Origin of the sequence: Polaromonas vacuolata, from assembly GCF_012584515.1 — a bacterium.
GTDB lineage: Bacteria > Pseudomonadota > Gammaproteobacteria > Burkholderiales > Burkholderiaceae_C > Polaromonas > Polaromonas vacuolata.
The window spans coordinates 3,803,876-3,827,042 of sequence record NZ_CP051461.1 but is presented as its reverse complement, the minus strand read 5'-3'; the positions used below and the strand labels follow the sequence as shown (position 1 = coordinate 3,827,042).

The 23,167-nt window shown below is 54.8% G+C and carries 17 protein-coding genes; 9 read left to right on the top strand and 8 right to left on the bottom strand.

The window, feature by feature from the left end; translation table 11 throughout:
* Positions 1-414 precede the first annotated feature (414 nt).
* The 5 genes from metX (at position 415) to HC248_RS17365 (ending at position 6,639) form a co-directional block, all read left to right on the top strand.
* On the top strand, positions 415-1,578 hold the full coding sequence (gene metX, locus HC248_RS17385; RefSeq protein ID WP_272953627.1) for a homoserine O-succinyltransferase MetX: 1,164 nt from the start codon (positions 415-417) through the stop codon (positions 1,576-1,578).
* Positions 1,575-2,204 carry a methionine biosynthesis protein MetW gene (gene metW / locus HC248_RS17380; RefSeq protein ID WP_168923581.1) on the top strand — a complete coding sequence of 210 codons (630 nt, stop codon included), beginning with the start codon at positions 1,575-1,577 and terminating at the stop codon, positions 2,202-2,204. Before metX ends, metW begins: the two co-directional genes overlap by 4 nt.
* 58 nt (positions 2,205-2,262) lie before the next feature.
* Positions 2,263-4,107: a SulP family inorganic anion transporter gene (locus HC248_RS17375; RefSeq protein ID WP_168923580.1), complete on the top strand. Its 1,845-nt coding sequence runs from the start codon at positions 2,263-2,265 to the stop codon at positions 4,105-4,107.
* A gap of 68 nt (positions 4,108-4,175) precedes the next feature.
* Positions 4,176-5,024 carry an archaetidylserine decarboxylase gene (gene asd / locus HC248_RS17370; RefSeq protein WP_168923579.1) on the top strand — a complete coding sequence of 283 codons (849 nt, stop codon included), beginning with the start codon at positions 4,176-4,178 and terminating at the stop codon, positions 5,022-5,024.
* Between the two features lie 139 nt (positions 5,025-5,163).
* The gene (locus tag HC248_RS17365) at positions 5,164-6,639 is read left to right on the top strand and encodes a M20 family metallopeptidase (protein ID WP_168923578.1); all 1,476 of its coding nucleotides are present in this window, start codon (positions 5,164-5,166) and stop codon (positions 6,637-6,639) included.
* Between the two features lie 62 nt (positions 6,640-6,701).
* On the opposite strand, the gene HC248_RS17360 is transcribed toward HC248_RS17365, so the two are convergent.
* The 3 genes from HC248_RS17360 to HC248_RS17350 all read right to left on the bottom strand — a co-directional run bounded on the left by HC248_RS17360 (position 6,702) and on the right by HC248_RS17350 (position 9,881).
* Positions 6,702-7,880: an MFS transporter gene (locus tag HC248_RS17360; protein ID WP_168923577.1), complete on the bottom strand. Its 1,179-nt coding sequence runs from the start codon at positions 7,878-7,880 to the stop codon at positions 6,702-6,704.
* Positions 7,881-7,915: 35 nt separating this feature from the next.
* Positions 7,916-8,650: a 16S rRNA (uracil(1498)-N(3))-methyltransferase gene (locus HC248_RS17355; protein WP_168923576.1), complete on the bottom strand. Its 735-nt coding sequence runs from the start codon at positions 8,648-8,650 to the stop codon at positions 7,916-7,918.
* Between the two features lie 91 nt (positions 8,651-8,741).
* The gene (locus HC248_RS17350; RefSeq protein WP_168923575.1) at positions 8,742-9,881 is read right to left on the bottom strand and encodes an aminoglycoside phosphotransferase family protein; all 1,140 of its coding nucleotides are present in this window, start codon (positions 9,879-9,881) and stop codon (positions 8,742-8,744) included.
* Positions 9,882-10,072: 191 nt separating this feature from the next.
* Here HC248_RS17350 and HC248_RS17345 point away from each other — a divergent pair, with 191 nt between their 5' ends.
* From HC248_RS17345 to rsmA, 3 genes are read left to right on the top strand one after another with little or no spacing between them, the layout of a single operon-like run.
* Positions 10,073-12,553, top strand: coding sequence for an LPS-assembly protein LptD (locus HC248_RS17345; RefSeq protein ID WP_202882398.1), 2,481 nt, complete (start codon positions 10,073-10,075; stop codon positions 12,551-12,553).
* Entirely contained in the window at positions 12,546-13,964 is a 1,419-nt protein-coding gene (locus HC248_RS17340; RefSeq protein ID WP_168923574.1) for a peptidylprolyl isomerase, read from the top strand. The genes HC248_RS17345 and HC248_RS17340 overlap by 8 nt, the downstream gene beginning before the upstream one ends.
* Before the next feature lie 9 nt (positions 13,965-13,973).
* Complete coding sequence (gene rsmA / locus HC248_RS17335; RefSeq protein ID WP_168923573.1) at positions 13,974-14,780, top strand: 16S rRNA (adenine(1518)-N(6)/adenine(1519)-N(6))-dimethyltransferase RsmA; 807 nt, start codon at positions 13,974-13,976, stop codon at positions 14,778-14,780.
* Between the two features lie 270 nt (positions 14,781-15,050).
* Here the strand turns inward: rsmA and HC248_RS17330 are convergent, their stop codons facing one another.
* The 5 genes from HC248_RS17330 to HC248_RS17310 form a co-directional block, all read right to left on the bottom strand.
* Positions 15,051-15,497, bottom strand: coding sequence for a barstar family protein (locus tag HC248_RS17330; RefSeq protein WP_168923572.1), 447 nt, complete (start codon positions 15,495-15,497; stop codon positions 15,051-15,053).
* Between the two features lie 54 nt (positions 15,498-15,551).
* Positions 15,552-15,947 (bottom strand): guanyl-specific ribonuclease, encoded by a 396-nt coding sequence (locus HC248_RS17325; RefSeq protein ID WP_168923571.1) that lies wholly within the window; start codon positions 15,945-15,947, stop codon positions 15,552-15,554.
* A gap of 296 nt (positions 15,948-16,243) precedes the next feature.
* A complete protein-coding gene (locus tag HC248_RS17320; RefSeq protein ID WP_168923570.1) occupies positions 16,244-18,562 on the bottom strand; it encodes an NADP-dependent malic enzyme in 2,319 nt (772 codons plus the stop codon).
* 170 nt (positions 18,563-18,732) lie between these two features.
* The gene (locus HC248_RS17315; protein WP_168923569.1) at positions 18,733-20,160 is read right to left on the bottom strand and encodes an aminopeptidase P N-terminal domain-containing protein; all 1,428 of its coding nucleotides are present in this window, start codon (positions 20,158-20,160) and stop codon (positions 18,733-18,735) included.
* Positions 20,161-20,178: 18 nt separating this feature from the next.
* Positions 20,179-20,862, bottom strand: a complete 684-nt coding sequence (locus HC248_RS17310) for a nucleotidyltransferase family protein (protein ID WP_168923924.1) — start codon at positions 20,860-20,862, stop codon at positions 20,179-20,181.
* A 236-nt stretch (positions 20,863-21,098) separates the two neighbouring features.
* Here HC248_RS17310 and tkt point away from each other — a divergent pair, with 236 nt between their 5' ends.
* Positions 21,099-23,159 (top strand): transketolase, encoded by a 2,061-nt coding sequence (gene tkt, locus HC248_RS17305; protein ID WP_238342670.1) that lies wholly within the window; start codon positions 21,099-21,101, stop codon positions 23,157-23,159.
* The last annotated feature ends 8 nt before the right edge of the window (positions 23,160-23,167 follow it).

Here is a 23,167-nt window from a genome sequence, read left to right as displayed (position 1 = left end):
AGCACAACAAATCATTGAACGTACCGCTGTAGCACGCGAAACTGACCGATCACCTAACTTGCATACATGCTACGCATATATGTCATTGCATTATGCTTCAGATAGCTTATTTACAAGCAACTATCGCTAACACCTAAACGGCAGTCATATTTTTTTAAATGGTAAGTGTTGCGTCACTCTTTTCTCACTACAAGCAGTGCCAGTCGCCAGCAAAATTGATCTAAAGTAGTTGGCTAGTTTTAGGCGTTTCAAACGTGTCTTGCTATACTGGTTTAGCGCCGATTTCCTGACCTTGCGGGCGCTTTAAAAGTACCGCTAAAGATGAATCTCCCCAACCCGGATTTGCTTTAGGCGACGCCGGGTTTTATTTTTTGCGGGTCGGTATTGCTGGCCTGCGGATTGCGAATTTTTAACGTGCCCTCCGATTTGCTATTAACGCCCACCCCCCAGTCCATGCATTTTGCGAATGAATTACTGCTGCAAAGCGGTAAATCAATACGCGCCTACGACATTAGCTACGAGACTTACGGCGAGCTCAATGCCGATAAATCTAACGTGGTTTTAATTTGTCACGCGCTCAATGCCTCCCATCATGTGGCCGGCGTTTACCTTGACGCTGCTGGCCAGCCGGTGAAGAAATCCGAAGGCTGGTGGGACACCATGATTGGTCCGGGTAAGCCGGTCGATACGAATCGTTTTTTCGTTATTGGCGTCAATATCTTAGGTTCTTGCTTTGGATCGACTGGCCCTATGCAGGCCAATCCTGATACGCAGCAAATTTATGGTGCGGATTTCCCGGTCGTGACCGTTCAGGATTGGGTAAATGTCCAGGCCTTGCTGCTTGATGCGCTGGGAATAGAGACGCTTGCTGCGGTGATGGGCGGAAGTCTGGGCGGCATGCAAGCACTGAGTTGGACGCTGCAGTATCCCGATCGCGTGCGGCACGCGGTAGTTGTCGCTAGCGCGCCCAACCTGACGGCTGAGAACATCGCCTTTAATGAAGTCGCACGCCGCGCCATCGTCACCGATCCCGACTTCCATGCCGGCCATTACGGCCGTCACAACGTGCTGCCTAAGCGTGGCCTACGTATCGCCCGCATGATTGGTCACATTACTTATTTGAGCAATGATGTGATGAACGAAAAGTTCGGCCGTCAGTTGCGCGAAATTTCATCTGAGCATGCCAGCGGTTACCGGTTTTCAACGCAAGAAATCGAATTTCAAATTGAGAGCTATCTTCGCCATCAAGGCGACAAGTTTGCCGAATACTTTGACGCTAATACCTATTTACTGATCACCCGAGCACTCGATTATTTTGACCCTGCCGCGGCCTTTGGTGGCGACTTGAGCCGGGCACTCTCGGTCGCCAAGGCCGGTTTTTTACTGGTGAGTTTTACCACTGACTGGCGTTTTGCGCCGGCGCGCAGCCGTGAAATTGTCAAGGCCTTGATAGACAACCAGCTCGACGTGAGCTATGCAGAGATAGACGCGCCGCATGGCCACGATGCATTTTTGCTCGACGATACGCGTTACCTAGGTGTTGTCAGGTCTTATTTCGAAAGCAAGGTGCTGCTATGAATTCTCAGTTTGAAGCTACGCCGTTGCCGTTGCCGTTGCCGTCTGCTGACTTGCTCTCAATTGCCCGCTTGGTGCCACAAGGTTCGCGCGTGCTTGACCTCGGTTGTGGTACCGGTGAATTGCTGGCCTACCTGATCAATCAGCGCGGCTGCTCGGGCTATGGCGTAGAAATTAGCGATGCCAACGTACAAGCCTGCGTGGCGCGTGGCGTTAACGTCATGCAACTCAATTTAGATGAAGGCTTGGCACTGTTTGCCGACAACTCATTTGATGTGGTGCTGCAAATAGACACGCTGCAGCATCTGCGCAATGCCGAGATCATGCTCAGAGAGACGGCGCGTGTTGGCCGCATGGGCATCGTGGCGTTCCCAAATTTTGCGCATTGGCCGAATCGTTTAGCCGTGCTGCGCGGCCGTATGCCAGTCACCAAAATTTTGCCTTACCAGTGGTATGACACGCCGAATATTCGTGTCGGCACGCTGCGCGACTTTGAAGCGCTGGCGTTGCAAAACCAGTTGCACATTCTCGATAGCTTTGGCTTGCAAGATGGCCGAGAGGTTCGCTTTTGGCCGAATTTACGGGCCACGCGCGCGGTGTTTAAGTTTCAAGGCCAGCTACCTCTCTGAGTGCACAAGCGATAACTTGATGCCTAAAGCCTTGGCTATGACGGCTATGCTCTAGAGCATGCAAGTTATCACCTCACTTCGCCGTGCAAGTCTGAATATGTCGGCGCGATTGTTCGGCGCTTGGGTTCGTGAAATCACGCCGTCTTCGTTACGCGCCGATGCCCTGGCCGGTCTGCTTGGCGCAGTACTGGTCTTACCGCAAGGTATCGCTTTTGCTACGCTGGCTGGTCTGCCGCCTCAATACGGCCTGTTCACCGCCGTTGTGCCTTGCATCATCGCGGCTTTGTTTGGATCGAGTCGGCATGTGATGTCTGGCCCTACCAATGCCAACTCTTTGGCCATGTTTGCCATGCTCTCACCGCTGGCGCTGGCTTTTAGCCCAGCCTATATTCAGTTGGCGTTGGTGGTGACGGTGATGGTGGGCATCATGCAGTGGCTCATCGGTGCGCTGAGATTGGGCTCGCTGGCCAACTTTATTTCGCCGGCTGCATTGTTTGGCTTTACCTCTGGTGCGGCAATTTTGATTGCGGTTTATGCCTTGCCAGATTTGCTCGGACTGGCGCCCGCCAGTGTGCATGGTGCGGCTTCAGTTTTGAGTCATGTGTTCTCGCAACTCAGTCAGGTGCAGCCAACGGCCTTAGCGGTGGCCGCTATTACAGCGCTTGTGGCCTGGAGTGTGCACAGCCTCAAACCCAGCTGGCCGTATATGTTGATTGGCTTGGTGGCGTCTACTCTTTTGGCTTGGCTGTGGCTGAAGTGGCCGGGATCGGTTTTGCCGACACCTGATACGGCGCTGCGCACGGTTGGCCAGATGACTACACCCTGGCCGCGCTTTGAAATTCCCCGCATCAGCTGGTCGGCAGTTCCCGAACTCTTGGGTTTGGCTTTTGCGTTGACGATTGTTGCCCTGGGTCAATCGATCTCGATTGCCAAGGCGGTGGCTGCGCGCTCTGGCCAACGCATAGATCCGAATCGTGAATTTTGCGGTCAAGGCTTGTCCAACATAGTGGGCGGTTTCTTTTCTTGCTATGTCTCGTGCGGCTCAATGAACCGCTCGGTACCTAATTTGCAAGCCGGCGCTCGCAGTCCTCTTGCTGCGGTTTCATCGGCTTTGTTACTGCTGGCATTGGTCGCGTTAAGTGCTTCATTGCTAGCGCAAATTCCCATGGCGGCATTAGCTGCTTTATTGCTACTGGTAGCTGTTGGCTTACTTGATTTGAAACGCTGGCGACAACTGTTTCAGCTAAGCCGCACTGAATTTGCGGTGGCGTTGACGACCTTGATGGCGACGGTTTCGATTCGTCTCGAAATGGCGATTTTGCTGGGCACTTTGCTGTCTTTGATGTCGTTTTTGTACCGCACCTCTAAGCCGGCTATGCGCAGCATGGGTTTTGATGGCTGGAGTCCTGAGCGTCAATTCGTCGTTCTGGGAAACCCCAACACCGAGCGATTACCAGAATGCCCACAGCTAAAGCTGCTGCGTATGGAGGGCGAGGTGTACTTCGGTGCCAGCCAACATGTGGCCGATACTTTGTACGCGCTGCGCCATCAGTTGCACCCGCAAAAACATTTGCTGGTGATGGGTAAAAGTATGAACTTTATCGATCTGGCGGGTGCTGAACTTTGGGAGGCTGAGTTGTCAGCACGTCGCGCCATGGGCGGCGACTTGTACTTTCACCGGCCACGGCCTGAGGTGATTGAAATGTGGAAGACAACAGGCTTTACCCGCGTGCTTGGTCCGGAACATCAGTTCTCCGATAAACGCATCGCGATTGCGACAATTTTCCCCAAGCTCGACCCTTTAATTTGCAAAACTTGCACGGCGCGTATTTTCTGGGAATGCAAGAGCCTACCGCCCTTGGCGCCAAAGCCATCGTCTGATTCAACCGCAACCGCAACTTGATTAACTAGCCTGCGTTTAGTCAGGCCAGTTTCGATAGAATCCACGGTTTACATACTGCGGTAAAGCCTGTGCACCATCGTCTTGCTGTCCTGTTTCAATATCTTGTCCCCAAGCACGCACTGACAGCTTTTGCCGGCTTTGTTGCTGGGCATGAACGCGGTTGGATAACCACCGAAATTATTCGCCGTTTCGTGGCTAAGTACCGCGTCAATATGGACGAGGCGCTTGACTCGGACATCACCAGCTATTTAAGTTTCAACGCCTTTTTCACCCGCGCCCTCAAGCCCGGCGCCAGGCCGCTGGCTAAGGCTGACTTGATCTGTCCAGTTGACGGTGCGGTCAGCCAGTTTGGCGACATCTTGCACGACCAGTTGTTTCAAGCCAAAGGTCACCACTACAGCACGACGGCGCTGGTTGGCGGTGACGTGGCGCTAGCCGATCATTTTCAAGACGGCAGCTTCGCCACCATTTACCTCAGTCCGCGTGACTATCACCGCATACATATGCCGTGTGATGGACGACTGACACGCATGATTTACGTTCCCGGCGACTTGTTCTCCGTCAATCCGGTGACCGCCCGTGGCGTGCCTGGTTTGTTTGCGCGCAACGAGCGCGTGGTTTGCGTATTTGAGTCTGCCCACGGTCCATTTGTGTTGGTCTTGGTGGGCGCGACTATCGTCGGCAGCATGGCCACGGTCTGGCACGGCGTGGTCAATCCGCCGCGACTGCCTGCGCCGCGCGAATGGCGCTATGAAGGCAAGACCGCCGTAGACCTTAAACAGGGCGATGAGATGGGGCGCTTTTTGCTTGGCTCGACAGTCGTCATGTTGTTCCCCAAGCGAGCAATGGACTTTAATCCGGCATGGGCACCTGAACGCGCGGTGCGCTTGGGTGAGTCCATGGCGAATAACCAATAATTTATATTCAATAAACAGTCGTGTGAAGCGTGGCTGAATGACGCAGAGCGCAGCGTTAAATCGGGCCCGTAAGTCCCGCATGGGCAGCAGACTTCATGCTGGAGTAGAGTAGGTCAATATTTATTTGACGGAGTCTCCCATGAACGCACCCCTGCACCGCGAAATACCGGCCAATATTCTTGATGCCACTCGCGCCCAGACCCAAATCGACGCCCAGTGGGATAAGGACATCGTCGAGCAGATCAGCAACTACATTGCGATTCCCGCCAAATCCCCCACCTTCGACAGTGATTGGGCGGCGCACGGCTTCATTGACACCGTGATGCGCAATGCGGCGAGTTGGATCGAGGCGCAAAAAATCCAAGGCCTGACGTTAGAAATCGTGCGCTTAGAAGGCCGCACGCCAGTGCTGTTTTTTGAAATCCCTGCGACCCGTGCCCACTCTACTCTAACCGTGTTGATGTATGGTCACCTCGATAAGCAGCCAGAATTCACCGGTTGGCGCAACGACCTTGGCCCGTGGACGCCTAAGTATTTGGACGGTAAACTCTACGGCCGCGGCGGTGCGGACGATGGTTATGCCGCCTACGCCAGCATTGCCGCAGTGCAGGCCCTCAAAGCCCAGAACGTGCCGCATCCGCGCATCGTTGGCTTGATTGAAACCTGCGAGGAAAGCGGCTCTTACGATTTGCTGCCCTATGTGACCGCCTTGAAAGACCGGCTGGGTGAAGTCGCCTTGGTGGTTTGCTTAGATTCAGGGGCTGGCAACTATGACCAGCTTTGGCTAACCACCAGCTTGCGCGGCAATGCTGCCGGCGTGCTCAAAGTAGAAGTATTGACCGAAGGCATACATTCTGGCGACGCCAGTGGTTTGGTGCCTTCTAGCTTTCGCGTGTTGCGCCATGTGTTGGACCGGCTCGAAGACAGCAAGACCGGCACACTGCTGCCGCAAAGCTTTCACTGCGAAATTCCGGCTGACCGCAGGTTGCAGGCTGAGGCAACGGCAGCTATTTTGGGCGATGAAATTTACAAGCGATTCCCGTGGGCGCATTACGACTGCGAAGGCTCCACCATGCTGACGCTGCCCACTACTACCGACCCAGTCGAAGCGCTGCTCAATCGCACCTGGCGTCCGACGCTTAGCGTGACCGGCGCAGAAGGTTTTCCGACCTTGCAAGATGCTGGCAATGTGGTGCGGCCTTACACCGCCTTTAAGTTATCGCTGCGTTTCCCACCGCTGATAGACGCTGGTGCTGCGGTACAAGAGCTCAAGGCGCTGCTAGAAGACAACGCACCCTATCAAGCCAAGGTGACGTTTCAGAGCCATGGCGGTGCTACTGGCTGGAACGCACCGGCCACCGTGCCATGGTTTGAAAACGCGCTCAACGACGCCTCGCAAAGCTTTTTTGGCGCGCCCTGCGGCACGATTGGTCAGGGCGGTACGATTCCGCTGATGAGCATGTTAAGCAAGGGTTTTCCAAACGCACAAATGATGGTGTGCGGCGTGTTGGGCCCTAAAAGCAATGCGCACGGTCCAAACGAATTTTTGCACGTGCCCTATGCCAAAAAGCTAACTGCGGCCGTGGCCCATGTGATGGCCAGCGTGCCCGGCTGAGCCGACTCTAGCGAATCATCGGCCAGGTCTAGGTGCGCAGCGGATACGGCAGCGCTGCGTGTTTAGGCATTCACTGGCTTGCGCTGTTTTAGCGCCAGCCAAATTAGGCCTGCCGCGCATAAGCCTAGCGGTAGCAAAGAGCCTAAATTCAGCCAAGTCCAGCCTTGATTGGTGACCAGCACACCAGAGGCGAGAGACGAAATGGCGAGCACCGCGAAAACGCAAAAGTTCAGTGCTCCTTGAGCTTTGTCTTTTTCTTCGGGCTGATAAGCCGTCAAGGCTAACGAAGTCGCACCAGTAAAGAGAAAATTCCAACCCAAACCTAGCAGAAATAGCGCCAACAAAAACTGTTGAAACTCAACGCCTGATAGCGCTATCGCCACACACAACACATTGAGTACCAAGCCTACAGACATGATGCTGAGCGTGCCAAAGCGTTTAATCAAATGACCGGTGAAAAAGCCGGGCGCAAACATGCCGATGACATGCCACTCCAGCACTAGCGCTACGTCGGAGAACGGCAGGCTGCACATTTGCATAGCAATCGGCGTGGCCGCCATGAGTAGATTCATCACGCCGTAGCTGAGTGCACCGGCACCGGCGGCGACTATGAATACCGGCTGGCGCATGATCACGCTTAACGGTCGGCCAGTGTCGATTGCGCTGCTTGCGTTTTTGACCGGGGCCGGCGCAAAGTCTATGTAGGCCAGCAGCAGCATGGCAAGGAGTGCCACACCCGCCAAGGCCAGATAAGCACCGGCAAACGGTACTGCCGTCAGACTGCGTGTGGCCGACGCTAAGTTAGGCCCAGCTACCGCGCCAATCAAGCCGCCAGCCATGACTAGCGAAATGGCTTTGTCACGAAAAGCCGGCAGAGCCAACTCGGCTGCCGCAAAGCGGTAGAGCTGGGCATTGGCGTTGTAGTAACCCGCCACTACGGTGGCGGCTACTAACAACCAGAAATCACGGCTGTAAGCCGCATAGCAGCACAGCAGCGCCGAGGCGACAGCCACCAGCAGCCCCAATTGAAACGACATCTTGCGGCCATAGCGGGCCTGCGTTTTCGCCACCAATCCGGTCGACAGCGCGCCGCCCACCACATAACCCATGACCGGCAAAGTCGCCATCCAACCCAATGGTGCAAGGTTTAAACCAACCAAACCATTGATTGCGATAAAGGTCACGTTATTGGTCAGGAACAAGCCCTGACAAATGGCTAAAAGCCAAAGGTTGCGGTTCATGGCGTTTTCACAGTTAGGGCAAATAGATTTTGGGTCTAAGACATTAGGCCAAGCAACGCCAGACAGGCTAGCGGAGCGGTTTCTGCGCGCAGCACGCGTGGCCCTAGCGTGACGGGTAAAAACCCACTGCGCATAGCGGCCGTTTCTTCGCTCGGTCCTAGGCCGCCTTCAGGACCGCTTAAAAAGCGCACAGCAGCGCTGCCGGCGACTTGTTGCACCAGCGGCTGGGTACCGGTTTGCAGAGACAGCAGCAGGCGCTGAGAGTCGCCCTGATCAGGATTTTGCTTGAGCCAGTCGCTCAGGCTAGCGACGGCATGAATGACCGGCACGCGGTTGCGGCCAGATTGCTCGCAAGCTGCAGCCGCAACGCCGCGCCAATGTAAGAGTTTTTTGCTGGCGCGCTCGCCACTCAGGCGAAGTACGCTGCGCTCGGTTATCAAGGGCTGAATACTGGCAACGCCAAGTTCAGTGGCTTTCTCGACCAGCCAATCCATGCGATCGTTGGCCGGCATGCCCATGATTAGGTGGACTGCACGGGGTGCTTCGCGTTGTGTAGCCGTCCATTGGCCTATCGTGACGTCAACATCACTGCGACCCATGCGATCGACAGTGGCTAAAAACTCACCCTCTTCTGGCCCCATGCTGTTGAAAAGCGTGATCATGCCGCCGGGCTGCAGACGCAGTACCTGCACATGACGGGCGGCGTACTCAGGCAGGCTGATGCTGCTGCCTGGTAGAAGCGGCAAATCCACAAAAAAGCGCGCGCTCATATTTGTGTCGCAGCCGGGGTTGAGGGGGAACAGTCCGAAACACCCATCGCTGCGCGCGCACGATGGCTAGAAGTGGCAAATGTTTGAGTCATTAAAAGGTGTAGCCTATGCGGGTTTCGTTGCCCTCGATAGCGTCGAGCAGCACCATGAATGGGCCAAGTTGGCGATAACGCGCGCAGGTGGCGCGCGCATAACGCATAAAGCGCGGCGTATCGGCTAGGTATTTGGGTTTGCCATCCCGCAGCGTCAGGCGCGCAAAAATACCCAGAATTTTGAGGTGGCGCTGCAAGCCCATCCATTCCACTGCACGAAAAAACTCACCAAAATCGTCGCCCACCGGCAAGCCAGCTTTGCGTGCTTTTTGCCAGTAACGCACGGTGATGTCGAGCACGACATCTTCTTCCCAGCTTAAAAATGCGTCCCGCATCAAGCTGGCGATGTCGTAGCTAATCGGGCCGTAAACCGCATCTTGAAAGTCTAATACGCCCAAGCCTAGTTCTATAACCAGACCAGCTGGTGCGGGCATTAGGTTGCGCGGCATGAAGTCGCGGTGTACATAAACTCTGGCGCCGCCTAGAGACGTCAGACAGTTAGTCTTGATCTGCTCAAACGCTAGCTTGAGAGTCTCGGTTTGTTCCGCATCCATGACAAAACCACGGTGTTTGGCAACATACCAGTCGGGGAAAAGCGCCAGCTCGCGCGATAGCAAAGCGTCGTCGTACTCGGGCAAAACGCCGGGCTTGGAAGCCAATTGCCAAACAATTAGCGCATCGACGGCCTGCATGTAAAGTGCGTATTGGGCGGGCGAGGGTGCCGCTGGCATGGCCAAGCTAGCGGGTTGTGTGCAGAGAAGTTCGGGCGGCGTTTGCATCCCATCCATCATGGTCTTATCGCCCAGATCGCTGAGCAACATAAAGCCTAGGGACTGCTCCCAATCCAGCACTTCAGGCACATTCAATTTGGCGTCACGCATGAGCTGCGCGACTTTGACAAATGACTGACTGTCTTCCTGCGCTGGCGGTGCATCCATGATGATGAAGCTGCGCTGGTTACTGCTGTCGATTCTGAAGTAGCGCCTGAAACTGGCATCGGCTGAAGCTGGCCGCAAGCTGTTGGGTACGAGTCCATGCTTTACTTGCAGGCCTTGTAGCCAATTAGAAAAAGCACTGGCGCGGGCGCTGTCGGTCCAAATGATGGGGCTGGCGAAAGGGTCGTCGTTGGTAGCGTTCATAGCCAGTAGTATCGTGGCTCTTGAAGGGGTACTTATTGGAGCCGCTGGATTAATCCACGGTAGGCTGAAAAGTATCTCGTTGTGAGCCTCTGTGGGCTCAGAACTGCTTGTCATTCAAAGGGGATTAAGAGTCAGTAGGCGTCATGGATAATCAGCTTTGTTTTAACCAACGGTCTCACCCAATATTTAAGATGCGAACCGCATCCCCCCAGCCTTTTACTTTCTCCCCGGTGTCCTGCGCCGTCCTGCGTCTTGCTGCGCTAACGTCCGTGGCTATGCTGGGGCTGGGCTACGCGCCCGCCTCTTGGTCGCAAGGACGAATACAGGAGCTGCCAGTGGCCGACTTGCTTGTCGTGCCTGCTTCCGTCTCACAAACGGGACTTAAAAGTAGTCCCATGCTGGCCGAAAAGCCACCGCAAGGCCCTGGTAACGAAGTGCCGACATTTGTCTTTGGCGACAATATTTCTGGTCGAGCAGACTTGGAGACCGTGATTGAGGGCAACGCCGAATTACGCCGCGGCCCAACCGCTGTGCGGGCTGACCGTATTGAGTATTTCCAGCCCGATGACAGCGTCAAAACTTTAGGCAATGTGCATGTTAGCAATGCTGGCAACCAGTACTACGGCTCAGAGTTGCAGATCAAGCTCGATACTTTCGAGGGGTTTTTTAGTAACACCACGTATCGCTTTTTGAGCAATGCTGGCAATGGTCGTGCCGACAGAATTAACTTTATTGATGACCAGCGCTTGGTCGCCATCCAAGCGACCTACACCACCTGTGAGCGCACCGATGAGGCGTCTTGGAAGCCGGCTTGGATATTGACCGCTGACAGTTTTAAGTTTGACATGGAAGCCGAAACCGGCGAGGCCACAGGCGCAGTGCTGCGTTTTAAAGATGTGCCCATTCTGGCTTTTCCGACGGTCAGCTTTCCACTCAGTGACAAGCGTAAATCTGGCCTGTTACCGCCCACTATCGGCGTGGACAGCATCAGTGGCTTACAAATAACCCAGCCTTATTATTTCAACATCGCACCGAACCGCGACGCGACCTTCTCGCCAACCGTTTTAAGTAAGCGCGGCATCGACTTAGGCGGTGAATATCGCTATCTTGAACATGACTTCAACGGCAAGATTGCGGGCAACTATTTGCCCAGCGACAAGCTGCGCGGTACTAATCGCTGGTCATACTCGCTGCAGCATGCACAGACACTGCGCAGCGACATACCCGGCGTCGGTAATTTTGGTTTAAACCTGAATTTAAACCGTGTCAGTGATAACGAATATTGGCGCGATTTCACTCGTAACGGGGATACATTAACCCGACGTTTACTGGCCAATGATGCGAGCTTGAGTTGGGGCAAAGGCTTTTTATCGACCAGCATACGTGTCCTCAAATGGCAAACGCTGCAAGATCTGGCTTCACCCATCACGCCGCCGTATGACTTGTTGCCGCAAGCTACTGCTACTTACACCCGTGTGAATGTGCCGATTGCTGGCATGAGTGGTTTTGACTGGTCTACCACTGCCCAGTATTCACACTTTTCAATCGACCGATCACTGTTTTCTCCGCCCAATGGCCAGCCTAATGGTGAGCGCGGCCTGCTTTCTGCGCAGGTCAGCCGGCCTTGGATTTCGCCAGGTGCTTTCATCACGCCTAAGCTGCAGCTGCATGCCACCAGCTACCGCTACGACTCGCCTTTCCCAACCACTGGAAACAGCTCGGAGTCACGCGTGCTGCCGACCTTTAGCTTAGACAGCGGTTTGCAATTTGAGCGTCCCGCTAATTTCTTTGGCCGCAGTTTTACTCAGACTCTGGAGCCACGCGCGTTTTATGTGCGCACGCCGTTTCGCAATCAGAGTGTGTTGCCCAACTATGACTCGGGTGCGAACGACTTTAATTTTGCGACGGTGTTTACCGAGAATGCATTTTCTGGCAATGACCGCATTTCGGACGCGAACTTGCTGACTTTGGGTGCAACTACAAGGCTGTTAGATCCGGATACGGGTGCAGAGACGGCCCGCTTTGGCGTAGCTCAGCGCCTGCGCTTTGAAGACCAACTGGTGACTTTGCCTGGCTTTTTACCGATCACCGACCGCATCAGCGATTTGTTGGTTGGCACCACTATCAACTGGACGCCGCAATGGACTTTTGACAGCACGGTGCAGTACAACCCCAAAACCAAAAAGTCTGAGCGCTCGACCTTTGGTTTGCGTTACTCGCCAGGCGATTACCGCGTGGTCAGTGCCGCACTAAGGCGCCAGGTTGATCAAAATAATCTGGCGGCCCAAAGTAATTTGGTCGATGTGGGTTGGCAGTGGCCCATCAATGACTTGTGGGGCGACAAGGGAAAAGACCTGGGTGCTGGCCGTGGCCAAGGCGAAGGCCGTTACTACAGTGTGGGCCGTATGAACTACAGCGTGCCAGACAAAAAGTTTGTCGATTTGGTCTTGGGTGTAGAGTATGACGGTTGCTGCTGGATAGGCCGAGTCGTATTCCAGCGATCACAAAGCAGCCTGGCTACATCGAATAGCCGAATCCTTTTTCAACTCGAACTGGTTGGCTTTTCCCGCATCGGCTCTAATCCGTTGGAAGCATTGAAAACCAATATTCCCCGTTACCAGCTATTGCGCGATAAGGTCGCCGCTCCAAGCCGCTTTACCAACTATGACTAAATTTTATTTTTCATCCCTTTTACCTCGTCTTTCCTCTACCAGCGCTTTGGCCAATCGTAGCGTGCTGGTTTCGGCGCTGATCTTGGCTGGTCTGAGCCTTGCAGGCGTGGCGGTCCAGGCTCAAGGACTCAAGCTGTCGCAGCAGTTCGGCAGCTCTCCAGTGGTGTCTGGGCCTGCGGCCAATGTTCAGCGCAGTGCTGACTTCATTGTTGCAGTTGTCAACTCAGAACCGATTACCAATACCGAGGTGCGCATCAAGCTGCTGCGCGCCGAGCAGCAGTTAAGCCAACAAGGAGCGCCTATACCGCCGCGCAGCGAATTACTGCCGCAAGTGCTGGAACGCTTAATCAGTGACAAAGCGCAACTTCAGTTGGCACGCTTGTCGGGCTTGAAAGTCGATGAGAACGCGGTCGAGAACGCCGTAGAGTCAGTGGCTCGGCAAAACCAGATCAGCGTTGACGAGTTGCGTCGCCGGCTTGAGGTCGATGGAATTGCCTACAGCCAGTTTCGTAATGAGTTGCGTGACGAGGTGCTGGTTAGCCGGCTGCGTCAACGCGAGGTCGACTCGCGCGCTGTGATTGCTGATCAAGATATTGACCAATACCTGCGCGACCAAGCATTGAGTGGAAGTCTTGAGATAAATCTCGCACAAATTCTCGTGTCTGTTCCTGAGAACGCCACTCCTACGCAAGTCGCAGCCTTTCAAGCCAAGGCCCAGAGCGCTGCCGATAGCGCGCGTGCTGGTGCCAATTTTGCAGCGCTGGTCGGCCAGTATTCTGATGCTCAAACCGCTAACAATGGCGGTCAGATAGGCCTGCGGAGTGCGGACCGCTATCCCAGCTTGTTTGTAGACGCCACACAACGTTTGGCGGTGGGTGGCATCGCCGGTCCGATCCGAAGCGGCGCTGGCTTTCATGTGCTCAAGCTCATTGAGAAAAAACAAGGTAATGCTGCCGCTGTGAATGTCACGCAAACCCATGCGCGCCATATCTTGTTGCGCTTGACGCCCCAGTTCACCGAAGCGATGGCCCAGGCCAAGCTGGCTGACTACAAGCGCCGTGTGCTCTCCGGTCAGTCTGACTTTGCGCAATTGGCGCGCGACAATAGTGAGGATGCCTCGGCAAAAGACGGCGGCGATTTAGGCTGGGCCAGCCCCGGCATGTTCGTGCCTGAGTTTGAGCAAGCCATGAATGGCTTGGCCCTGAACCAGATTTCAGAGCCGCTGGTGTCTCGCTTTGGTGTCCACTTGATCCAAGTGCTTGAGAGGCGTGAGGCCAAGCTCACGGCGCGTGAGTTGCGCGAGACGGCCCGCAATGTGCTGCGTGATAAAAAGCAGGAAGAAGCCTACGCCCTGTGGGCTCAAGAAGTGCGCGGAAGGGCTTATGTCGAGTACCGCGATTCGCCTAAGTAATACGAAAACATGAAACATATTCCCCGCAAGCGTTTTGGACAACACTTTTTAACCGACCGCAGCGTAATTCAAGAAATTGTTGAAGCGATTGCGCCGCAACCTGGTCAGTCCATGGTTGAGATCGGCCCTGGCCTAGCCGCCATGACCCGGCCACTGGCCGAGCGACTTGGCCACTTAACCGTCATTGAGTTGGACCGCGATCTTGCGGTTCAGCTGCGCGGGCACAAAAATTTGACGGTGATAGAGTCCGATGTGCTCAGAGTAGATTTTCGTGCATTGGCTACGGCGGCCGGCACCAAGATACGTGTTGTTGGCAATCTGCCTTACAACATCTCGACCCCGATTTTGTTCCACCTGCTCGACGCCGCTGATGTGATTGAAGACCAGCACTTCATGCTGCAAAAAGAAGTCATAGACCGTATGGTCGCCACACCCAAGGGCGGCGAGTACGGCCGGCTTAGCGTAATGCTGCAATGGCGTTATGCCATGGAAAACGTTTTGTTTGTACCGCCCGAAAGCTTTGATCCACCACCACGTGTTAACAGTGCCATCGTACGTATGCTGCCGCGTGCAGAGCCTGCGGCGGTCAATGTTGCGCTGTTCAGTGAATTGGTTCGCGTAGCCTTTAGTCAGCGCCGCAAACTGCTGCGCCACACGCTAGGCCGCTGGCTGGAAGAGAAAGCTTTTACCGGTGTCTTTAGTGTGCAGCGCCGCGCTGAGGAAGTAGCCGTTGATGAATACATTGCTTTGGCGCTTCAGGTCGCCGCTGATTTAGCGCAGCAAGCCACGACTAAAGCCATTACACAGCCTGCCTAAAGTGATTTGGCTGGTGCCAAACTTTGGGCTACAGCCTAGTTCATTACTGACATAAAAAAAGCCTGCTTTGATTGCTCTAAGCGGGCTTTTTTGTGGGTGGATAACGGCGGGTTTAAGCCGCTGTTAGCCAGTATCCCGCGTTAAACGGACTACTCATGCGTAATGCGAGTGGTGAGATATCGACCAGTTTATCGGTCGGCATAACTTCTGCACCTTCTGCGTTTTGGGCCTCACTAGCCCGATCCCCTTGGCCTATGTCTGGGGAGCGGGCTACAGAAAAGAATAGAAACATCTAAACGGTATCTTGCGATCCGCCCAGTAGTCCGCTGCATCTCTGAAAATGTCTAAAAGCTGTTCGCGTGCTTCTTTGTCAAATTTTGCATTCGCAGGAATTTGTTCCAGCACGACGACAAAACCTGGCTGTGGGCCTGATTTATGTACCAAGTCCGTCATGCAGTCGTACAGAGCATCAAAGTTCTTGCCGTAGTGCGCGGGAAAGGTGTACTGAGCAGCAATCATGTCCAACACATCTTGTTTGCTCTGGGCGTTACCCAAGTTGGCATACAAAAAGTGCTGTTCCAACTGAGTGGCTGCATCTTGAAGTTCCGGTACCCGAAACGCACGTATAGACTGAACGAGATTTGGCCTGATTCCCTTAAGCGGGATTTCAGTCGTGCCGGTTGGCGTCTCGCTGTCTCGACGAAGTGGTGTATCCATCTCCGTTTCTCTTTCTCTTTAGTTGACCATACAAAAAAACAACCACAGTTCAAATTACTGAACGATTTTGCGAAAACTCGCGTAGTGGTCATCGGTGTAAAAACACGCATCGGGCGCAGCAGGTTTTAAGCCACCGCAAACTATGCGCCGGGCTCCCCGACTGCGCTCTGTTGGCGTCCTGACGGTATATTCCCGATAAAATCCTCGGTCTTTAGCAGGGAGAATTCGTTCCCGGTTACCAAAAACCACTCCATCTTTGTCGTACCTGAATGGTCCGCCTTGATAAATAAGCGTCAACATGTCCTGAGCTTGTGCGGGTAAGCGAGAAACTGAAACCATGTCCAGCTTTTGGGTCTGAGCATCTGAAAGTGTTCTGGCGTGAACTACGCTAAAACTCAAACTTACTAGACCTGCCACACCGATCACGGCGACCGAGAAAAACAAGCGCATTGCAGCCGTAGCTTTAATCCATTGCTTGCTTTGGGTTTTCTCTGATTTCGAGCTTTTTAAGCTTCTTGAGCGCCACACGCTTTTAAACATTTAAACGCCTTTACTGAAGTCAGGCTCTATTTTTTAGCATGACGGCGACGCCAAAATGCTTACCAAGTTTCCCGGGTTAACCCTCAAATTTCAAGTCGTGTAGTTTGACGCATGTGCGTGAAAAACGCAAGCGTCTGCTGAAAATTTAAGCACTTACGGTGCCCGTAAAGGCGTCCGTAAGTTAGTGCTTGCTGTTTCGCCGATTTTTATCGGCTCGCGTTGGCGTCCGCAACTGTCAAAGCTGTCATATTGACAATCCTGCGTACAGTCGCGGTGGCGGTCAGAATGTGCATCGGTTTGTTGGCGCCTAAAAGAACAGGGCCAATAGCGATATTGCCGCCGGCGGCGGTCTTGAGCAGGTTGTAAGAAATATTCGCCGCATCAATATTGGGCATGACCAACAGATTGGCCTCGCCAGTCAGCGTGCTGTTGGGCATGATCAGCCGGCGAGCATCGGCGTCAAGCGCTAGATCGCCGTGCATTTCGCCATCGACTTCTAGCCATGGTGCTTTCTCGCGCAGCAATTCGAGCGTACGGCGCATTTTGATGCTGCTAGGCGTATTGGACGAACCAAAGTTCGAATGCGACAACAGCGCTGCTTTGGGCTTGATGCCAAACCGCAACATCTCTTCTGCCGCCATCATGGTGATTTCGGCGAGCTGTTCGGCGGTTGGATCTAAGTTGACATGGGTATCGAGCAAAAATACTTGACGACCTGGCAGCAACAACGCGTTCATGCAGGCATAGGTATTGACGCCTTCGCGCTTGCCGATGACTTGGTCCAAGTAGTCCAGATGATGTGCAGTATTGCCCCAAGTGCCGCAGATCAAGCCGTCTACATCGCCTTTGTGCAGCAGCATGCCGGCAATCAGCGTCAGGCGTCTACGCATCTCTATCTTGGCGATTTGCACTGTGACGCCGCGTCTTTCCATCATGTTGTAATAGGTTTGCCAGAAGTCACGGTAGCGCAGATCGTCCTCTACATTGACGATGTCGTAATCAAGCTCTTCTTTCAAACGCAGACCAAATTCTTCGATGCGCTTAGCGATGATGGCGGGACGGCCAATCAGCGTCGGCCGGGCTAGGCCCTCATCAACCACGATTTGGCAGGCACGCAGCACACGTTCTTCTTCACCCTCGGCATAAGCAATGCGCTTGCGAGTCGCTGCCTTGGCGGCGGCAAATATCGGCTTCATCACGGTGCCTGAGGCATAGACAAAGCTTTGCAGGCGTTCGCGGTAAGCATCCATGTCCTGTATCGGACGAAGTGCTACGCCGCTGTCTGCGGCGGCTTGCGCCACAGCTGGTGCGATCTTAATCATCAGCCGCGGATCGAACGGCTTAGGAATGACATATTCGGGACCAAACGCCATTTTCTCGCCGACATAAACGGCGGCCACGACTTCGCTTTGCTCGGCTTGCGCTAAGTTAGCAATCGCATGCACGGCCGCGATTTCCATCTCTAGTGTGATGGTCGATGCGCCAGCGTCGAGCGCTCCGCGAAAAATATAGGGGAAACACAGGACGTTGTTGACCTGATTCGGGTAATCCGAGCGACCGGTGGCAATCACTGCATCGTCGCGCACGGCTTTGACTTCGTCAGGGTTGATCTCGGGATTGGGGTTGGCCAAGGCGAAAATAATTGGCCGGGCCGCCATCTTGCGCACCATGTCAGGCTTTAGAACACCGCCAGCGGACAGGCCCAAGAAGATGTCGGCGCCGTCAATAATCTCAGCTAGCGTGCGGGCTGACGTTTCTTGCGCGAACTCAATCTTGTCCTCGTCCATCAGCTCGGTGCGGCCCACGTAAACCACACCAGCTAAGTCAGTGGCGTAAACGTTTTCGCGCTTAATACCGACTTTTAACAGCAGTTTGAGGCAAGCCAATGCCGCAGCGCCGGCACCAGATGTGACCAGTTTGACGTCGCCGGGATTTTTACCAACTACCTTTAAGGCGTTGAGCATTGCCGCCGCTACAGTGATTGCCGTACCGTGCTGGTCGTCGTGAAAGACGGGAATTTTCATGCGCTTGCGCAGTTCGCGCTCGACATAAAAGCAGTCAGGGGCCCTGATGTCTTCAAGATTGATAGCCCCAAAGGTGGGCTCTAAAGAGGCAATGATGTCGACAAGTTTGGCGGGGTCGGTCTCGTCAATTTCTAGGTCGAACACATCAACGCCAGCGAACTTTTTAAACAGTACTGCCTTGCCTTCCATCACCGGCTTGGACGCCAATGGGCCGATATTGCCCAGACCCAACACTGCAGTGCCATTGGTGATCACGGCTACCAAGTTCCCGCGGCTGGTGTAGCGGTAAGCGTTGTTTGGGTCTTTAACAATTTCTTCGCAGGGCGCGGCAACGCCGGGCGAGTAGGCCAATGCCAAGTCGCGCTGATTCACCAGTTGTTTGGTTGCCGCGATGGAGAGTTTTCCTGGGCTTGGAAATTCGTGGTATTCGAGCGCTGCACGGCGCAGTTCCGCGCGTTTTTCGTCGCTATTGTCAGACGCTGTCGAAATATTTGTAGGCATGAAAAAATGTCTCCGGAATTAGCTGGTTATAAGCTTGTGGAATGGCTTCTTCGGTCTGCGATTGTAGGCCGATGGGTAGCAGTATCAGGGTTTGGGTAGCCCTGACAATACTGAGATGAATCGAGTCTTGGTTTGAAGGCGGATCGCTGAAAGCGCAACGCTTTAGCCGTTTAGGCTTGCATCAGCGCCTCGATTTCGTCGGCGTCTACTGGCACGCCACGTGTAAGCAACTCGCAGCCTTTGGCCGTGATCAAGGCGTCGTCTTCTATACGTATGCCAATATTCCAGAATTCTTTCGGCACGCCTTTGGCGGGTCGCACGTAAATCCCGGGCTCAATCGTCAGCACCATACCGGCGCGCAAAATGCGTGGCGGTTTTTTCATCACCATTTGGCCAAGCCCGTCTTTTTCTAATTTGGGTTTCCCATTGGGCTCGGTGTAGTCGCCGCAGTCATGCACATCCATGCCCATCCAGTGGCCGGTGCGGTGCATGTAAAACTGGCGGTAGGCGCCAGAGGCAATCACATCGTCAACCGTGCCGTGTTGTTTGGCGTCTAGCAGGCCGGTGTCCAGCATGCCTTGGGCCAGCACACGGGTAGCGGCGTCGTGCGGATCGGTAAAACGTTTGCCGGGTTTGCTGACCTTGATGGCCGCTTGCTGCGCGGCCAAAACGATGTCGTAGAGCGTGCGTTGGGCCGGTGTGAATTTGCCATTTGCCGGGAATGTGCGGGTGATATCGCTGGCATAGCCATCGAGCTCGCAGCCGGCGTCTATCAGGCACAAGTCACCATTTTTGACTTCGGCCGTGTCGGCTCGGTAGTGCAGTATGCAGGCGTTCGCTCCGGCCGCAACAATGCTGGTGTAGGCCGGAAACTGCGCGCCGTGGCGACGAAATTCGTGCAGTAATTCAGCTTCTAAATGGTATTCGCGCAAACTGTCTTTGGCGGCGCTGGCTGACTTTGATGCCTTGGTGGTTTTAACGTTGGCGCGCAGCATTGCGGCTGAAGTTTGCATCGCCCGCACATGGGCGCCTGCCGAAATCTTCCCTGCGCGCCGCAGGATGGCTATTTCATGCGCGTCCTTAATCAAACGCATCTCGTCTAGCAGTTGGCATAAGTCGTGCAGGCTTCGCGGACACTGGGCGCCCAAGCGCACGCGCGCTCTGACCTTGTCTAGCCAGCCGTCAACTTGCGTCTCCAAGCCTTTGTGGGTCGCAAACGGAAACCAGACTGCCGGCTGATTGGCCAGTAGTGCTGGCATTTTCTCGTCCAAGCTGTCAACGCCAAAGGCTTGATCTAGTGCCAAGCCGGCTGGTGCAGAGTCTGGACCCAAGCGCAAGCCATCCCAGATTTCACGTTCGGTGTCTTTCGGTCGGCAAAACAGTGTGCTCTTGCCGCTGGCTTCAATCACCAGCCAGCTGTCTGGCTCGCTAAAGCCGGTCAGATAGTAAAAGTAGCTGTCGTGCCGATAGGGAAAGTCGCTGTCGCGGTTACGCGGGTGCTCTGGTGCGGTTGGCAGCAAGGCGACACCGCCGCCGGCAGCCTTTAAGGCTTTGGCGACTAATGCGCGGCGTTTTTGGTAAACGGAGTTAAGGCTCATAGGTTTTCCCTTTTCAAATCATGTTTGGTTTAGTTCGGCTAATCGCGCCGGTGTGCCGACATCGGTCCAAGCGCCTTGGTATAGCTGGGCGCTAACTTGTTGGCGCGCCATGGCCAGGCGCAGCAGTGGTGCTAATGCCGCCCGTTGTCCTTGTGGATTGCCGGCGGGCAGACTGTCAAAAAATGCGCGGCGATAAAGCGCCACCGTGCTGAAGGTGTGGCGTGGCTCGCTGGATGCAGCATCCAGGTTAAGCGCCAGCCCCGTATCCGATAGGCCAAAGTCACCCGATAGGTTGTGCGCTGGATTGGGTACTAGCCAGAGGTGGGCGAGCTTGTCGCTGGCGGCAAAGTGGTCTACCGCTGATTGAGAAAATTCAAAGCCCGGCATAAAAACATCGCCGGCTAAAACCCAAAACATATCGCCTAGCAATGGCAGAGCGCGGGCTATTCCGCCAGCGGTTTCTAGCGCAGCGCCAAAGTCTTGGCCTTCGTGCGAAAAAACAATATCGGGCTGGTCTGAAAAATGCTGCTCGATTTGATGGCCCAACCAATCGGTGTTGATGACCAGCTGCGCGAAGCCTCCCCGCGCCAGTGCTTCAACCTGCCAGTCGAGCAAAGCCTTGCCGCGTACCTGCAGCAGCGGCTTGGGATACACATCGGTCAGCGGCCGCATGCGTTCGCCGCGACCAGCGGCAAGAATCATTGCTTTTATCGTCATACAACTTTGGATTATGGCCCTTTTGTCAATGAAACCTGTCTGTAATGCCCTTTAAACCGTCTTAGGCAGCTATTGATTCCATAGCGAAAACAGACTGACTCAAGTCCGCTTCGCCAGCTTGTCATGCTTCATCCCGTAAAATCCGGGTTTCCCCGTGCCAACGGGCGCCGCTGTATTTACCCACACCCAGACCTTGCGTCTACCTAATGGATACCAAGCCAATGACTCTTACTGCAGACCACAGCGCCTCCCTCATGGCCGCTTCTATCCGGGCGCTTGCCATGGATGCGGTGCAACAAGCCAATTCCGGCCATCCCGGCGCGCCCATGGGCATGGCGGATATGGCAGTGGCACTCTGGGGCCGACATCTCAAGCACAGCCCACACAATCCCCATTGGTTTGACCGCGACCGCTTCGTGCTGTCTAACGGCCACGGCTCTATGTTGCTGTATGCCGTGCTGCACCTGACGGGCTATGCGCTGCCAATTAAAGAGCTCAAGAACTTCCGCCAGCTGCACAGCAAAACTCCGGGTCACCCGGAAGTTGGCTACACCCCAGGCGTTGAAACCACCACTGGCCCGCTTGGCCAAGGCTTGACCAATGCCGTCGGCATGGCGCTGGCTGAAAAGCTGCTGGCGCAGGAATTTAACCGTGACGGCCATAACGTAGTGGCGCACAACACCTATGTCTTTATGGGTGACGGCTGCTTAATGGAAGGCATTAGCCACGAAGCCGCCGCACTGGCAGGCGCATGGCGACTCGGCAAACTGATTGCGCTGTATGACGACAACGGCATCTCGATTGATGGCCAAGTCGCGCCTTGGTTTATAGACAATACTGCGCAGCGTTTTGCCGCTTACGGCTGGAACGTCATAGGCCCGGTCGACGGCCACGATGCAGACCAAGTCGATGCCGCCATCGCCAGCGCAAAACAAAGCACAGATAACAAGCCCAGCCTAATCATTTGCAAGACGCATATTGGTAAGGGCTCACCGAACCGCGCCAATACTTCCAAAGCCCACGGCGAGCCACTCGGCGCCGAAGAAATCAAGCTCACCCGCGAAGCCATTAACTGGCCGCACGCGCCGTTTGAAATTCCGCAGGAAAGCTACGCCGCTTGGGATGCCAAGGTCAAAGGATTGGCGCTAGAAGCCGATTGGGATGCACGCTTTGCGGCGTATAAAACGGCCTATCCAGAACTCGCCGCAGAACTTTCCCGCCGCATGCTGGGCGAGCTGCCTAAGAGCTTCTCTCAGCTAGCCGTAGACACTGTGGTGGCGGCTCACACCAAAGCTGAAACCGTGGCGTCGCGCAAAGCCTCGCAGCTCGCGCTCGAAGCCTTCACCGCCGGCATGCCTGAGCTGCTCGGCGGCTCGGCTGACTTGACGGGTTCAAACCTGACGAATACCAAGTCCACGCCTAACTTGCGTTTTGACGCCGACGGCAAAGTCGTGCTCACAGCCGGCGCTGATGGCAAAGAAATCGGCGGTCGCCACATTAATTACGGCGTGCGTGAATTCGGCATGGCGGCCATCATGAATGGCGCGGCCCTGCATGGCGGCTATATTCCCTACGGCGGCACGTTCTTGACTTTTAGCGACTACAGCCGCAACGCCATTCGCATGGCTGCGATCATGAAGTTGCGCGTGATTCATGTGTTCACACATGACTCCATCGGTTTGGGCGAAGACGGCCCTACGCACCAGTCAATCGAGCATGCGGCCAGTCTGCGTTTAATCCCCAACCTCGACGTCTGGCGTCCGGGCGACACGGCTGAAACAGCAGTCGCATGGGCGGTTGCATTACAGAACAAGGACAAGCCAACGGCTTTGCTGCTAAGCCGCCAAAACCTGCCGTATGCGCCCAAAACCAATCTCGGTGAAATCAGCAAAGGCGCTTACATTCTGGCCGAGCCAGAAGAGGTGGGTTTAACTAAAAAAGCCCAAGCCGTGATTATTGCGACTGGCTCTGAAGTGCAGCTCGCGCTCAAGGCGCAGGAGTTGCTCGCCACTTACAAAATCGCCGTACGTGTGGTTTCCATGCCCAGCACCACGACCTTTGATAAACAAAAAACCGCCTATAAATCGCTGGTGTTGCCAGAAGGTTTGCCGCGCATTGCCGTCGAGATGGGTGTGACTGACGGCTGGTGGAAATACCGCTGCGCCGCTGTTGTCGGTATAGACAGTTATGGCGAGTCAGCGCCCGCACCGGTGCTGTTTAAACATTTTGGATTCACACCTGAAAACGTCGCCGACACGGTGCGCAAGGTGTTGAAAAAGTAAGCCAGTGG

Coding starts and splice junctions, on each gene's coding strand:
- HC248_RS17375 (WP_168923580.1), top strand. CDS start 2,263: ATGCAAGTTATCACCTCACTTCGCCGTGCAAGTCTGAATATGTCGGCG.
- rsmA (WP_168923573.1), top strand. CDS start 13,974: ATGAAACATATTCCCCGCAAGCGTTTTGGACAACACTTTTTAACCGAC.
- HC248_RS17340 (WP_168923574.1), top strand. CDS start 12,546: ATGACTAAATTTTATTTTTCATCCCTTTTACCTCGTCTTTCCTCTACC.
- HC248_RS17350 (WP_168923575.1), bottom strand. CDS start 9,881: ATGAACGCTACCAACGACGACCCTTTCGCCAGCCCCATCATTTGGACC.
- HC248_RS17320 (WP_168923570.1), bottom strand. CDS start 18,562: ATGCCTACAAATATTTCGACAGCGTCTGACAATAGCGACGAAAAACGC.
- HC248_RS17345 (WP_202882398.1), top strand. CDS start 10,073: ATGCGAACCGCATCCCCCCAGCCTTTTACTTTCTCCCCGGTGTCCTGC.
- metW (WP_168923581.1), top strand. CDS start 1,575: ATGAATTCTCAGTTTGAAGCTACGCCGTTGCCGTTGCCGTTGCCGTCT.
- HC248_RS17330 (WP_168923572.1), bottom strand. CDS start 15,497: ATGGATACACCACTTCGTCGAGACAGCGAGACGCCAACCGGCACGACT.
- HC248_RS17365 (WP_168923578.1), top strand. CDS start 5,164: ATGAACGCACCCCTGCACCGCGAAATACCGGCCAATATTCTTGATGCC.
- tkt (WP_238342670.1), top strand. CDS start 21,099: ATGACTCTTACTGCAGACCACAGCGCCTCCCTCATGGCCGCTTCTATC.
- HC248_RS17355 (WP_168923576.1), bottom strand. CDS start 8,650: ATGAGCGCGCGCTTTTTTGTGGATTTGCCGCTTCTACCAGGCAGCAGC.
- HC248_RS17360 (WP_168923577.1), bottom strand. CDS start 7,880: ATGAACCGCAACCTTTGGCTTTTAGCCATTTGTCAGGGCTTGTTCCTG.
- HC248_RS17315 (WP_168923569.1), bottom strand. CDS start 20,160: ATGAGCCTTAACTCCGTTTACCAAAAACGCCGCGCATTAGTCGCCAAA.
- HC248_RS17325 (WP_168923571.1), bottom strand. CDS start 15,947: ATGCGCTTGTTTTTCTCGGTCGCCGTGATCGGTGTGGCAGGTCTAGTA.
- HC248_RS17310 (WP_168923924.1), bottom strand. CDS start 20,862: ATGATTCTTGCCGCTGGTCGCGGCGAACGCATGCGGCCGCTGACCGAT.